We start from the raw sequence: 13,139 nt of genomic DNA, 5'->3' as shown, positions 1-13,139 counted from the left end.
GTCAGCGCACCACCTGCACGCTGCCCGTGGCCGCGCCGACCTCAGCACCGGCGACCTCGATCGCCGAGTCCTCGGCCTGCTCGCGCAGCTGCTCGGCGGAGTTCTTCGTCGACAGCGGCTTATTGCGGATGAACGCGATGGCGATCACGCCGATCACGGCCAGCGGGATGGCGATGATGAACGCGTCGGCGATGCCGTGCCCGTAAGCGGACTCGACGACGGTGCGGATGGCCTCGGGCAGGTCGCCGATCTTCGGCACGTTGCCCGATCCCAGTTCCTTCAGCGCCTCGAGCTCTTCGGGCGAGCTCGGCTTGAAGCCGGCGAAGCCGTTCTTGATGTACTCGGCGACGTTGGTCGCGAGGATCGAGCCCATGATGGTGACGCCGATGGTGCCGGCGATGGTGCGGAAGAAGTTCACGCCCGACGAGGCGGCGCCCAGTTGCCGTGCCGGGGTGTCGTTCTGCACGATCAGGGTGAGGTTCTGCATGACCATGCCGAGTCCGGCGCCCAAGGCGAACATGTACACCGCGACGAGCGGGAAGGGGGTGTCGTAGCGCAGGGTGGACATCAGGCTGACGCCGGCGACGGTGAGGACGGAGCCGAGCAGCATCCAGCCCTTCCACTTGCCGAACCGGCTGACCAGCTGGCCGATGATGATCGACGCGCCCATCTGCCCGACGATCATCGGGATGGTCATCAGACCGGACTCGGTCGGCGTGGCGCCACGGGCCAGCTGGAAGTACTGCGCGAGGAACACCGAGGTGGCGAACATCGAGACGCCGATCGCGATCGACGCGATGACCGAGAGGGTGAAGGTGCGGTTCAGGAACAGCGAGAGCGGGATGATCGGCTCCTTGACCAGAAGCTCGACCACGACGAACCCGATGAGCACGACGACCGATCCGATGGCGAGCGCGTAGCTGGTGACGGAGTCCCAGTCGAACTGCTGGCCGCCCATGGAGACCCAGATCAGCAGCGCCGAGACGCCGACTGCGAGCAGCACGATGCCGAGGTAGTCGATCGAGACCTTCACGTTCTGCGGCTTGGGCAGGTGCAGGGTGACCTGCAGCAGCACGAGCGCGAGCACGGCGAACGGCACGCCGACGAAGAAGTTGGCGCGCCAGCCCCACACGTCGGTGATGAATCCACCGAGCAGCGGGCCGCCGATGGTGGCCAGCGCCATGATGCCGCCGACGACACCCATGTACTTGCCGCGCTCACGGGGCGAGATGATGAGGGCGACTGCGACCATCACGAGCGACATCAGACCACCGACGCCGAGGCCCTGCACCACGCGCATGGCGATGAGCATGTCGATGCTGTGCGCGAATCCGGCCGCCACGGTGCCCGCGGTGAACAGCACGAGCGAGAGCTGCACGAGCACCTTGCGGTCGAGCAGGTCGGCGAGCTTTCCCCAGATCGGGGTCGACACGGCGGTCGCGAGCAGGCTGGCGGTGATCACCCAGGTGTACTGCGCCTGGGTTCCGCCGAGGTCGGCGATGATGACGGGCAGCGATGTCGAGACGACGGTGCCCGAGAGCACGGCGACGAACATGCCGACGATGAGGCCGGAGATGGCGGTGAAGACCTCGCGAGGCGTGCGTACAGCCTCAGCGGTGGGCGATGGGGTGGAATTCAACGGGGTGACGCTCCTGAAAGATAGTTGATCTTCGTCAACGATACTGGATTAGTTGATATTTCTCAACTATTGCGCGCGGTCAACCATTCCCGCCGCCTTGCACTTCTCCGCGGGGAGCACTTCACTGAAGTCGAGCAGACGTCTCCCCGTGCGTCGAAGAGAGCAGGTCATGAGCAGGATCCGTCCCCGCGCCCACGCCGTCATGGACGCCGATGCGTTCGCACTGCTGTTCGACGAGCCACGTCGCGACCGCTTCGCGTCGCTGGCGGACGTAGGCAGCCGGATGCTGATCACTGACCTCGACGATCCGGCTCACGCCGCTCTGCTCGCCGAGACGGAGGTGCTGCTCACGTCGTGGGGCGCTCCCCGGCTCGATGCGGAACGTCTGGCACGAATGCCCAGGCTGCGCGCGGTGCTGCATGCCGCCGGCAGCGTGCAGCACCTGGTCTCGGATGAGCTGTGGGCCCGCGGCATCCGGCTCACCACCGCGGCCGATGCCAACGCGATGCCGGTCGCCGAGTTCACGCTCGGTGCGATCCTGCTCGCCGGCAAGCGCACCTTCACGCACCTGCGTGCCCCGCACGATGCCACCTGGAACGCCTGGACTGCGCGACGGATCGGCAACGTCGATCGCACCGTGGGGATCGTCGGGTTCTCGCGCATCGGGCGCCGGGTGGTCGAGCTGCTGCGCCCGTTCGACGGCATCCGCCCCCTCGTCGCCGACCCCTTCGCCGACGCCGCCGCCGTCGAAGCGGCGGGCGCGACGCTGCTGCCGCTCGACGAGATGCTGCCGCAGGTCGACGTGCTCTCCCTCCACGCCCCCTCGCTGCCCGCCACCCGGCACATGATCGGCGCCGCGGAGCTGGCCACGCTGCCGGACGGCGCGACGGTGATCAACACCGCACGCGGCGCGCTGCTCGATCACGACGCACTGCTCGGCGAGTGCCGCACGGGCCGCCTCGATGCGCTGCTCGACGTCACCGAGCCCGAGCCGCTGCCCGCCGACTCGGAGCTGCGCCACCTGCCGAACGTCGCGATCACACCGCACCTCGCGGGCTCGCTCGGCACCGAGACCAGACGGCTCGCCGACGCCGCCCTCAACGAGCTCGCCGCGTACATCGCGGGGGCTCCGGCCAGGCATCCGGTGTCCAGGGCCGAGCTCGCGATCAGCGCGTGACCCGCTGAGCCGTTTCGGGGGTCGCGCATCGCGCGCCGCGGTGGTGGAGTAGAGGCATGCGCGCAGTCATCATGCACGGACCCGGCGACGTCCGGGTCGAGGACGTCCCGACCCCCGAGCTCGTGGAGCCGACCGACGCCATCATCCGCGTCGACGCCGCCTGCGTCTGCGGCTCCGACCTGTGGCCCTATCGCGGCATCTCCCCGGTGAGGCGACCGTCGCGGATGGGCCACGAGTACATCGGCGTCGTCGAGCAGATCGGCTCCGAGGTGCGCGACGTCCAGGTCGGGGACTTCGTCGTCGGGTCGTTCATGGCATCCGACAACACCTGCGAGATCTGCCAGGCGGGGTATCAGTCCCGATGCATCCACGTCGTCGGCATGGGGTCGATCGGCACACAGGCCGAGTACGCCCGGATCCCCTGGGCCGACGGCACGCTCGTCAAGGTGACCGGAGAGATCACGCCGGAGCGTAGGCGCAGCCTGCTCGCCGCGTCCGACGTGCTCGGCACGGGATGGTTCGCGGCCGTCGCGGCCGAGGCGGGCCCAGGCAAGACGGTGGCCGTGGTCGGTGACGGGGCGGTGGGCCTGCTCGGCATCCTCGCGGCGTCGCAGCTGGGCGCCGAGCGCATCATCGCGATGTCTCGGCACGCCGACCGGCAGGCGCTCGCCCGCCGCTTCGGCGCGACCGACATCGTCGAGGAGCGAGGGGATGCCGGCGTGGCGGCGATCAAGGAGATGACCGGCGGCTACGGCGCGCACTCCACCATCGAGGCGGTCGGAACGCAGGAGGCGATGGAGCAGGCCATCCGCTCGACCCGCGCCGGTGGCCATGTCGGCTTCGTCGGCGTCTCGCACGGCGTGAGCCTCGACGGGCAGGAGCTGTTCCTGTCGGGCGTCCACCTGCACGGCGGGCCTGCGCCGGTGCGGCGCTTCCTGCCCGATTTGATCGACCGGATCATGAGGGACCAGATCGACCCCGGCGCAGTGTTCGACCAGACGCTGTCGATCGACGACGCGGCTGAGGGCTACCGTGCGATGGATGAGCGCCGCGCGATCAAGGTGATGCTCGAGCTCGCCGGATAGGCTCGAAGCAGAGCGCCGCAGCGGCGCAGGGAAGGACGGATGGTGGGCGCTGACTGCTCGTGCGGATGCGGCACGCCATCGCGCAGCACCTTCGGCTCGATCCCGCTGCGCCTCGGTGCGGCAGCGTCGGGAGTCGCCGCTCAGCACACCCTCGAGCAGGTGCTCGTGCCCGCAGGGACTTTCGTCATGGGCGACTCCTCGGGCGATCGCAATCCCGGAGACGGCGAGGTGCCGCAGCATCCTGTGACGCTGGAGGCGTTCTCGATCGACGCGACCACCGTCACCAATGACGCCTTCGCCCGTTTCGTCGACGCGACCGGCTACGAGACCGAGGCGGAGCGCTTCGGCTTCTCAGCCGTGTTCCACCTGGCTCTCGCCGCCGACGAGCGCGACGTGATGGGCCGGCCGCCCGGCACCCCGTGGTGGCTCGGCGTGAAGGGTGCCGACTGGCGACGGCCCGGCGGACAGCGTTCGGGTCTCGACGGCCTCGGCGATCACCCCGTCGTGCATGTCAGCTGGTCCGACGCGCAGGCGTACTGCACGTGGGCCGGGCGCCGCCTGCCCACCGAGGCGGAATGGGAGTACGCCGCCCGCGGCGGGCTCGAGCAGAAGAAGTATCCCTGGGGCGACGATGAGGTGGATGCCGGCGGCTGGCGCGCCAACATCTGGCAGGGTCACTTCCCGCGAGTGAACACGCTCGACGACGGCTGGCTGACCACGGCGCCGGTGCGCACGTTCGAGCCGAACGCCTACGGCCTCTGGCAGATGGTCGGCAACGTCTGGGAATGGACCTCGGACTGGTTCCATCCGGACTTCTACCGGGTCTCCCCCGGCGATGCCCCGACCGGACCGTCACACGGGCAGGCGCGCGTGCTGCGGGGTGGCAGCTACCTGTGCCACATCTCGTACTGCAATCGCTACCGCAATTCGGCGCGCTCGCAGAACACCCCGGATTCGTCGATGGGCAACGCCGGCTTCCGCACCGTCGCGCTCTGAACGCGCGGCGGGTCAGAGTCGCGTGAGCAGAACCGCGATCAGAGCGAGCAGGCCCACGGATGCCACGCTCGCGGCGATCAGCATCAGCGCGAGCGCTCCGCCGATGCGAGGCTCGTCACCGCGCGACCGCCTGAGCATGAACGCGTGGTGCCGCCGATGAGACACTGCCCAGAGCAGGCAGGCAAGCAGCAGACCGATCATCCCGGGGATCACCCACTCGGCCCCACCCAGCCACTCGGGCAGCAGTCGCAGCGACACCAGCGACCCGACGGCGACAGACAGCGCGGTGCGGCGCCACGACAGCGAGGTGCGCTCCAGCTGCAGGCCGGCGTCGAACGGGCCGGTTCTGCGCTCAGAATGCCGGTGCGTCACGGGACCGTCACGATCGCGCTCATCGCCTGGCTCGCCGTGGCCCTCATCGCAACAGGGTCGCGAGCAGCACCAGCACTCCGGCGGCGATGACGGCCACGGCCAGCACGATGCCGGTGGGCGGATGCGGCAGCGGACGGCCCTCGCGCATCCGGCGCTCCACCCGGGCCCATTCGAACCAGGCGATCACCGGCAGGACGATGCCCGTGACGATCAGCACGAGCGAGGCGGCCAGACGCAGCGGCGCGTACAGGTCGAGCGCCAGCGCCTCCAGCGCCACACCGCCCGCCATCAGCGCGAGCGCAGTGCGCGTCCAGGCGAGGAACGTCCGTTCGTTGGCCAGCGAGAACCGCACATCGGGCTCAGCACCCCGGCCGAACACGGCGCTGGGGAATCTGCGGTCTGCACTCACCGGCTCAGGCCTCCTGTCATGCGCCCTGAGTCGGACGCATGGAGAGATCATTTCACGTCGTGCGGCCGGATATCAGCGATCGGCACGGCGCAGAGACCGCATTCCGCACGACACGCAGCACCTGCGCCGACGCTTCACGCGGATCCTGATCTCGCGGTAGCTCAGGCGCTCGTTCGACGGATCAGCGCGGGGGCGAGCAGCAGGTCGGCGGGCCGCGCGCCCTCGATCCACTCGACGAGGGCGTCGACGGTCAGCTCGCCGAGGGCGTCGAAGTCCTGACGGACGGTCGTCAGCGGCGGCTGGAAGTTCGCGGCGTCGGCGATGTCGTCGAAGCCGATCACCGCGACCTCGTCGGGCACGCGGCGCCCGGATTCCGCGAGAGCCCGCAGCGCACCCAGCGCCATCTGGTCGTTCGCGGCGAAGATCGCGGTGACGCCGGAGGCCGGCATCCGCGCCACCGATTCGAAGCCGGATGCCGCACTCCAGTCTCCGCGCATGACGTCGGGCGGCTCGACGCCTGCGGCGGCGAGCGCCTCGCGCCAGCCGCGCTCGCGCTCGGCTGCGGCGAACGACCCGGAAGGCCCGGCGAGATGGTGCACGGTGCGGTGCCCGGAACTCAGGAGGTGCTCGGTCGCATCGCGCGCGCCCGCGGCGTGATCGGTGCCGATGACCGTGAAGCGCTCGTCGGGTGGCGAGTCGACGACGACCAGGCACAGCCCTGCGGATGCCGCGTCGCGCGCCAGCGCGGTGGCCTCGTTCAGCACGATGGCGCCGTCGACACCCTGGTCGTGGAGACGATCGAAGGCGTCGGCGATGTCGGCATCCGCACCGAGGGTGAGGACGGTCAGCGCGTAGCCGCGGGAGGCCGCCGCGTCGGCGACAGCCTGCAGCATGCGCGAGTTCCCGACCGTGGCGAGGGTCTGCGCGACCAGGCCGAGGGTCTGGCTGCGGCCGGTGCGCAGGGCACGCGCCGCGCGGTTCGGGCGGTAGCCGAGCTCGGCCATGGCCCGCTCGACGCGTGCCCGCGTCTCTGGGTCCACCCGGGGACTGCCGTTCGCGACGCGCGAGACGGTCTGCCCCGAGACGCCGGCCCGGTGGGCGACCATCGCCATCGACACGCGCGCAGGCTGCGGCATCCGGCCTCCTCCGATTCGAGAGCACAACTGGCGTGTTGACGTTATCACGGCGGAGGGGGTACCGTGTTGACGTGAACACGGCACACTCTCCTGAATTGCGCACGTCCGAACTCGGCGCCGGCGTCGTCAAGCGCGCCACACGACTCGCCGACGGCCGCGAGCTGTTCTACTACGACGACCCCGGCACGGCCCTCGGTGCAGACCGAGCCGTCGACACCCGCGCGCTCGACGCGAGGCCGGAGACCGCAACGATGCGACAGGACGTCCTCACCGGCGACTGGATCAGCTTCGCCACCGCGCGTCAGAACCGGGTCATGATGCCGAGCGCCGACGCCGACCCGCTGGCTCCGCAGACGCCGAGCAACCCGTCCGAGGTGCCGGCGGACTACGACGTGGCGGTCTTCGAGAACCGCTCGCCCGCCTTCGGTCCCGCGCTGAGCGAGGCGACCGGCGGTGTGCCGGAGGCCCGCAACTCCCCGCGCGGACTCAACGATCTCGCCGAGCTCGGGCTCGGTCGAACGCGCACGAGCGTCGGCCGTTGCGAGGTCGTGTGCTTCAGCCCCGACCATCAGGGCTCCTTCGGCACGCAGTCGGTCACCCGCGCACGCACGGTGATCGAAGCCTGGGCCGACCGCACCGCGGCACTGTCTGCGCTGCCCGGCATCCAGCAGGTGTTCCCCTTCGAGAACCGCGGCGAGGCGATCGGCGTCACGCTGCCGCACCCGCACGGGCAGATCTACGCCTACCCGTACGTCACACCGCGCACGCAGCGGCTGCTCGAGAGCATCCACCGCTCCGCTCCCGACCTGATGACGCGCGTGCTCGACTCCGAGCGCGACTCCGACCGCGTCGTGCTGCAGGGCGAGCACTGGACGGCCTTCGTGCCCTTCGCTGCCCGCTGGCCCCTCGAGGTGCAGCTCATGCCGCACCGCCACGCACCGGACTTCGCGGCCCTCACCGACGCGGAGCGCGACGAGCTCGCCCCGCTCTACCTGCGTCTGCTCCGGGGGGTCGATGCGCTGTACTCGACCCCCACGGCCTATATCGCCGGGTGGCACCAGGCCCCGGTGAACATCGGACGCGACACCGTGCGCATGCGCCTGGAGCTGACCAGCCCGCGGCGCGCCGAGGACAAGCTGAAGTTCCTCGCCGGCTCGGAGGCCGCCATGGGCGCGTGGACCGCCGAGATCCTTCCGGAGGTCGCGGCGGAGCGTCTGCGCGCGGCCATCGCCTCTGTTCCGGAGGTGACCGCATGAGCGCGCTCGACGACGCCCGCACGCTGTTCACCCGGCTCACCGGACGCGACCCCGAGGGCGTCTGGTCGGCGCCAGGGCGCGTGAACCTCATCGGCGAGCACACCGACTACAACGAGGGGTTCGTGCTGCCGTTCGCGATCCCGCATCGCACGTTCGCCGCCGCCGGCGCGCGCGACGACCACCGCATCCGCGTGACGTCGACGTTCGCGACGGAGCCGGTCGAGGTCGCCCTGGCCGAACTCGATGCCCTCTTCCCCACCCATCGCCAAGCTCAGGACCCCAGCGGATCCGAACCCGCCGTGCCGGAGTGGTCCGCCTACGTGCTCGGTGTCGCCTGGGCTCTGCAGCTGGCGGCCCCCGACGCTGCGCGGCGCGGCGTCGACATCGCGATCGCCTCCGACGTGCCGGTCGGGGCCGGCCTGTCGTCGTCCGCCGCGATCGAAGGGGCCGTGGCCTCCGCCCTGAACGATCTCTGGAGCCTCGGGCTCGACCCGGTGACTCTCGCGCAGGTCGGCCGTCGCGCCGAGAATGAGGCGGTCGGCGCACCCACCGGGATCATGGACCAGATGGCGTCGATGCTCGGCCGTGCCGACGCCGCGACGTTCATCGACTGCCGGTCGCTGGACACCGAATCGGTGCCCACCGGGTTCACCGCCGAGGGACTCGAGGTGCTCGTCATCGACACGCGGGTGTCCCACTCGCACTCCACCGGCGGATACCGCGAGCGGCGCGACGCGTGCGAGCGTGGGGCTGCGCTGCTGGGCATCCCGTCGTTGCGCGACGCGTCCGAGGCCGACCTGCCTCGCGCTGCGGAGCTGATGGACGACGTGACCTTCCGGCGGGTGCGCCACGTGATCACCGAGAACCAGCGCGTGCTCGACACCGTGCGCGTGCTCGGCGCCGACGGCCCCCGGGCGATCGGCGACCTGCTGGTCGCCTCGCATGCGTCGATGCGCGACGACTTCGAGATCTCGGTGCCCGAGCTCGACCTCGCCGTCCAGACGGCGCTCGAGCAGGGCGCGGTGGGAGCGCGGATGACCGGCGGCGGTTTCGGCGGCGCCGCGATCGCGCTGGTCGAGCGCGACGGCGTCGACCGGATCGCGGATGCCGTCACCCGGGCCTTCGCGGATGCCGGATTCGGCGCACCGCACGTGTTCACCGTGCATCCCTCCGACGGACCGCGCCGCGACGCCTGATAGGAAGCGCCCGGCTGACGCCCGCCTCGGACGACGACGTCAGTCGAGCGCGGTCATCACGTGCTTGATGCGCGTGTAGTCGTCGAAGCCGTACTGGGACAGATCCTTGCCGTAGCCCGAGTGCTTGAAGCCGCCGTGCGGCATGTCCGACACGAACGGGATGTGCGTGTTCACCCACACGCACCCGAAGTCGAGGTCCCGCGTGAACCGCATCGCCCTGGTGTGATCGCGCGTGAAGATCGACGCCGCGAGCGCGTAGCGCACGCCATTCGCCATCTCGAGCGCCTCGTCGTCGGTCTCGAACGACTGCACGGTGAGCACAGGACCGAAGACCTCGTTCTGCACCGCCTCGTCGTCCTGTCGCATGCCCGAGACGATCGTCGGCTCGAAGAACCACCCCTTGTCGCCCTGGCGGCGCCCGCCGGTCTCGATCGTGGCATGCGCGGGCAGCCGGTCGATGAAGCCCTGCACCTGCGCGAGCTGCGCAGCACTCGAGAGCGGCCCGAACAGCACGCCCTCCTCCTGCGGCCCACCGGTGCGCGCGTGGGTGCGGGTGCGCTCGACGAGGGCCTTCACCAGCTCGTCATGCACAGAGGAGTGCGCGATCACGCGGGTCGCGGCCGTGCAGTCCTGGCCCGCGTTGAAGAACGCGGCGGTGACGATGGCATCCACCGCCTTCTCGATCGACGCGTCATCGAAGACGATGGCCGGCGCCTTGCCGCCGAGCTCGAGGTGGACGCGCTTCAGGTCGGATGCCGCCGACTCGGCGACCGCCATGCCGGCCCGCACCGATCCGGTGATGGCGACCATCTGCGGCACCGGGTGCGCGACGAGCGCAGCACCGGTGTCGCGGGCGCCGAGCACGACGTTGAGGGTTCCGGCTGGGGTGTGCTGGGCGACGATCTCGGCGAGCAGCAGGGTCGACAGCGGGGTCGACTCGGCGGGCTTGAGCACGACCGTGTTGCCCGCGGCGAGCGCGGGGGCGATCTTCCACACCGCCATGTTGAGCGGATAGTTCCACGGTGTGACCTGGCCGATCACGCCGATCGGCTCGCGACGCACGTACGAGGTGTGCCCGGCGGCGTACTCCCCCGCCGCGCGCCCCTCGAGGCTGCGGGCGGCGCCGGCGAAGAAGCGCAGCTGGTCGATCGACTGCTCGATCTCGTCGGCGACGAGAGTGTTCCGCGGCTTGCCGGTGTCCTGCGATTCGAGGTCGGCGAACTCCTCGGCGCGGGATGCCATGGCATCCGCGATCCGGAACAGCGCGAGCTGCCGCTCGGCCGGGGTCGTGTCGCGCCAGATCGGGAAGGCGGACGCTGCGGCCGCATATGCGGCGTCGAGGTCGTGCGCGTCGGACAATGGGATGCGACCGTACACCTCCTCGGTGGCCGGGTCGATGAGGTCGAGCGTTTCGGTGCCGTGCGCGTCTCGCAGGGATCCGCCGATGTGGTTCTGCAGCGTCGTCGTTGCCATTCGGTCACTCTAGCGACAGAAACTGCGGATTCAGAAGTTTTCTTGTCTGTTGTCCGCGAATACGGTTGCCGATACGTGTTTGCCATGTCAAGATCAGCACATGACCGACAAGTCGAAGACCACCGCGCTGGACGACGTCTCGAAGCGGATCATCGAGCTGCTGCAGCAGGACGGACGCCGGCCCTACGCCGAGATCGGCCGCGCGGTCGGCCTCAGCGAAGCGGCCGTTCGACAGCGCGTGCAGCGCCTCACCGATTCGGGCGTGATGCAGATCGTGGCTGTCACCGACCCGAGACAGCTGGGCTTCGCGCGGATGGCGATGATCGGCATCCGCACCTCCGGCGATCCCCGGGAGGTGGCGGAGGCCGTCAAGGCGTTCGACGAGATCGCGTACGTCGTCGTCACCCTCGGCACCTTCGACGTGCTCGCCGAGGCGATCTGCGAGACCGATGAGGATCTGCTCGAACTCGTCTCGATGCGGGTGCGCGCCATCCCGGGTGTCGAGCACACCGAGAGCCTCATCTACGCCGGCCTGCACAAGGACTTCTACAACTGGGGCACGCGCTGACCCTCAGCTGCACCGCCCCCCTTCGAGAGAGAACGTGATCCATGGGCACCACAGTGTTCGAGCGCTCGCGCCCGCACGACGGCCTGATCGACGCCGCCCTGCGCGACACCAAGCACGCCGCCTTCTGGCTCGACGACATCGAGCGGCCCAGCCATCCCGCGCTCACCACGAGCACCCACGCCGATCTCGTCATCGTCGGCGGCGGCTACGCCGGCCTGTGGACGGCGGTGCGCGCCAAGGAGCGCGACCCGCAGCGCTCCGTCATCCTGCTCGAGGCGGCCCGCGTGGGCTGGGCGGCATCCGGTCGCAACGGCGGCTTCTGCGAGGCCAGCCTGACGCACGGCTACGAGAACGGCATGAACCGCTGGCCCGACGAGATGGAGCAGCTCGAGCGACTCGGGCTCGAGAATCTCGACGGCATCCAGGCGTCGGTCGAGCGCTATGGCATGGACGTCGACTGGGAGCGCACCGGGCAGCTCGCCGTCGCCGTCGAGCCGCACCAGATCGAGTGGCTGCACGGCGAGGGCTTCCTCGATCAGGACGCCGTGCGCGCCGAGGTCGCCTCCCCCACCTACCTCGCCGGCAACTGGGACCGCGAGGGCTGCGCGATGATCCAGCCGGCCAAGCTCGCCGTCGAGCTCGCCCGGGTCGCGACCGAACTGGGCGTGGTGATCCATGAGCGCAGTCGCGTCACCGGCATCAGCGGCTCAGGTCGCCAGACGGTCACCGTCGCGGGTGGCGCGGCCGTGATGGCCGACCACGTCGTGCTGGCCACGAACGTGTTCCCGTCGCTGCTCAAGCGCAACCGCCTGATGACCGTGCCGGTGTACGACTACGTGCTGATGACCGAGCCGCTCACCGCCGAGCAGTACGACTCGATCGGCTGGAAGAACCGTCAGGGCCTGGCCGACAGCGCGAACCAGTTCCACTACTACCGCCTCAGCGCCGACAACCGCATCCTGTTCGGCGGCTACGACGCGGTCTATCACTTCGGCGGCAAGGTGCGCGCCGAGTACGAGGAGCGCCCCGAGAGCTTCCGCAAGCTCGCGTCGCACTTCTTCACGACGTTCCCTCAGCTGGAGGGCCTGCGCTTCACGCACCGCTGGGCCGGGGCGATCGATTCGTGCAGCCGCTTCTGCGCGTTCTTCGGCACGGCTCGCGGCGGTCGCATCGCCTACGCGACGGGATTCACCGGCCTCGGTGTCGGGGCAAGCCGGTTCGCCGCCGATGTCATGCTCGACGAGCTCGCGGGCCTCGACACCGAGCGCACCCGCCTCGAGATGGTGCGCACCAAGCCCATCCCCTTCCCACCCGAGCCCGCGGCCTCCATCGGCGTCAACCTCGTGCGCAAGTCGATGGACCACGCCGACCACAACGAGGGCAAGCGCAACCTGCTGCTCAAGGCGCTGGACGCCGTCGGGATGGGGTTCGACTCGTGAGCCTGACGCTGCAGACTGCCGGCGTCGTGACGGATGCCCTGCGCTCCCCTCTCGAGCATGCCGCGCTGCCCGAGGACGTGGTCAGGGCCGGGGCCCCGAGCACGGGCATCCGGGAGCTCGGCCCGTTCGCCGGGGTCGAACTGGGCATCTGGGAGATGACCGAGGGCGCCGCGGTCGACACGGAGATCGACGAGGTGTTCATCGTGGTCGCCGGCAGCGCACGGGTCGAGTTCGTCGAGCCGTCGCTGCCGTCGATCGAGGTGCGAGCGGGCTCCGTGGTGCGCCTGGCCGCGGGCATGCAGACTGTGTGGACCGTGCACGAGACGCTTCGCAAGGTGTACATCGCCTGACCCGCGTGCACACGGGGCTGCCCCGGCGGTGCGCCCAGGGAGC

13 protein-coding genes are annotated in these 13,139 nt (G+C 70.1%); 8 read left to right on the top strand and 5 right to left on the bottom strand.

Annotated elements, in window-relative coordinates:
* Position 1 precedes the first annotated feature (1 nt).
* A complete protein-coding gene (locus ACIPV2_RS11085; protein ID WP_400841216.1) occupies positions 2 to 1,639 on the bottom strand; it encodes an MDR family MFS transporter in 1,638 nt (545 codons plus the stop codon).
* Between the two features lie 169 nt (positions 1,640 to 1,808).
* Between ACIPV2_RS11085 and ACIPV2_RS11080 the strand changes: the two genes are divergently transcribed.
* Genes ACIPV2_RS11080 through ACIPV2_RS11070 form a run of 3 tightly spaced genes read left to right on the top strand, consistent with a single transcriptional unit; the run spans position 1,809 to position 4,897 of the window.
* Positions 1,809 to 2,816: a hydroxyacid dehydrogenase gene (locus ACIPV2_RS11080; RefSeq protein WP_400841214.1), complete on the top strand. Its 1,008-nt coding sequence runs from the start codon at positions 1,809 to 1,811 to the stop codon at positions 2,814 to 2,816.
* Between the two features lie 56 nt (positions 2,817 to 2,872).
* The gene (locus ACIPV2_RS11075; RefSeq protein WP_400841212.1) at positions 2,873 to 3,901 is read left to right on the top strand and encodes a zinc-dependent alcohol dehydrogenase family protein; all 1,029 of its coding nucleotides are present in this window, start codon (positions 2,873 to 2,875) and stop codon (positions 3,899 to 3,901) included.
* 39 nt (positions 3,902 to 3,940) lie between these two features.
* Positions 3,941 to 4,897: a formylglycine-generating enzyme family protein gene (locus ACIPV2_RS11070; RefSeq protein WP_400841210.1), complete on the top strand. Its 957-nt coding sequence runs from the start codon at positions 3,941 to 3,943 to the stop codon at positions 4,895 to 4,897.
* A gap of 12 nt (positions 4,898 to 4,909) precedes the next feature.
* On the opposite strand, the gene ACIPV2_RS11065 is transcribed toward ACIPV2_RS11070, so the two are convergent.
* The 3 genes from ACIPV2_RS11065 to ACIPV2_RS11055 form a co-directional block, all read right to left on the bottom strand.
* Positions 4,910 to 5,269 carry a DUF202 domain-containing protein gene (locus tag ACIPV2_RS11065; protein WP_400841208.1) on the bottom strand — a complete coding sequence of 120 codons (360 nt, stop codon included), beginning with the start codon at positions 5,267 to 5,269 and terminating at the stop codon, positions 4,910 to 4,912.
* 43 nt (positions 5,270 to 5,312) lie between these two features.
* Positions 5,313 to 5,678 carry a YidH family protein gene (locus tag ACIPV2_RS11060; protein ID WP_400841206.1) on the bottom strand — a complete coding sequence of 122 codons (366 nt, stop codon included), beginning with the start codon at positions 5,676 to 5,678 and terminating at the stop codon, positions 5,313 to 5,315.
* A gap of 161 nt (positions 5,679 to 5,839) precedes the next feature.
* Positions 5,840 to 6,814 carry a LacI family DNA-binding transcriptional regulator gene (locus tag ACIPV2_RS11055; protein WP_400841204.1) on the bottom strand — a complete coding sequence of 325 codons (975 nt, stop codon included), beginning with the start codon at positions 6,812 to 6,814 and terminating at the stop codon, positions 5,840 to 5,842.
* A gap of 71 nt (positions 6,815 to 6,885) precedes the next feature.
* Between ACIPV2_RS11055 and galT the strand changes: the two genes are divergently transcribed.
* Both galT and galK read left to right on the top strand, forming a co-directional pair.
* Positions 6,886 to 8,070, top strand: a complete 1,185-nt coding sequence (gene galT / locus ACIPV2_RS11050) for a galactose-1-phosphate uridylyltransferase (protein WP_400841201.1) — start codon at positions 6,886 to 6,888, stop codon at positions 8,068 to 8,070.
* The gene (galK, locus tag ACIPV2_RS11045; RefSeq protein ID WP_400841198.1) at positions 8,067 to 9,266 is read left to right on the top strand and encodes a galactokinase; all 1,200 of its coding nucleotides are present in this window, start codon (positions 8,067 to 8,069) and stop codon (positions 9,264 to 9,266) included. The genes galT and galK overlap by 4 nt, the downstream gene beginning before the upstream one ends.
* 39 nt (positions 9,267 to 9,305) lie before the next feature.
* On the opposite strand, the gene ACIPV2_RS11040 is transcribed toward galK, so the two are convergent.
* On the bottom strand, positions 9,306 to 10,739 hold the full coding sequence (locus ACIPV2_RS11040) for a gamma-aminobutyraldehyde dehydrogenase (RefSeq protein ID WP_400841196.1): 1,434 nt from the start codon (positions 10,737 to 10,739) through the stop codon (positions 9,306 to 9,308).
* 100 nt (positions 10,740 to 10,839) lie between these two features.
* Here ACIPV2_RS11040 and ACIPV2_RS11035 point away from each other — a divergent pair, with 100 nt between their 5' ends.
* The 3 genes from ACIPV2_RS11035 to ACIPV2_RS11025 are packed head-to-tail and all read left to right on the top strand — an operon-like array spanning position 10,840 to position 13,096.
* On the top strand, positions 10,840 to 11,307 hold the full coding sequence (locus ACIPV2_RS11035) for an Lrp/AsnC family transcriptional regulator (protein WP_101188838.1): 468 nt from the start codon (positions 10,840 to 10,842) through the stop codon (positions 11,305 to 11,307).
* Between the two features lie 41 nt (positions 11,308 to 11,348).
* Positions 11,349 to 12,746, top strand: coding sequence for an NAD(P)/FAD-dependent oxidoreductase (locus tag ACIPV2_RS11030; RefSeq protein WP_400841193.1), 1,398 nt, complete (start codon positions 11,349 to 11,351; stop codon positions 12,744 to 12,746).
* Positions 12,743 to 13,096 carry a cupin domain-containing protein gene (locus ACIPV2_RS11025; RefSeq protein ID WP_400841190.1) on the top strand — a complete coding sequence of 118 codons (354 nt, stop codon included), beginning with the start codon at positions 12,743 to 12,745 and terminating at the stop codon, positions 13,094 to 13,096. The genes ACIPV2_RS11030 and ACIPV2_RS11025 overlap by 4 nt, the downstream gene beginning before the upstream one ends.
* The last annotated feature ends 43 nt before the right edge of the window (positions 13,097 to 13,139 follow it).

It is taken from the genome of Microbacterium sp. NPDC089987 (assembly GCF_044748505.1).
Classification (GTDB): Bacteria; Actinomycetota; Actinomycetes; order Actinomycetales; family Microbacteriaceae; genus Microbacterium.
The sequence above is the reverse complement of the archived record's forward strand: the minus strand, read 5'-3'. Positions and strand labels throughout refer to the sequence as shown.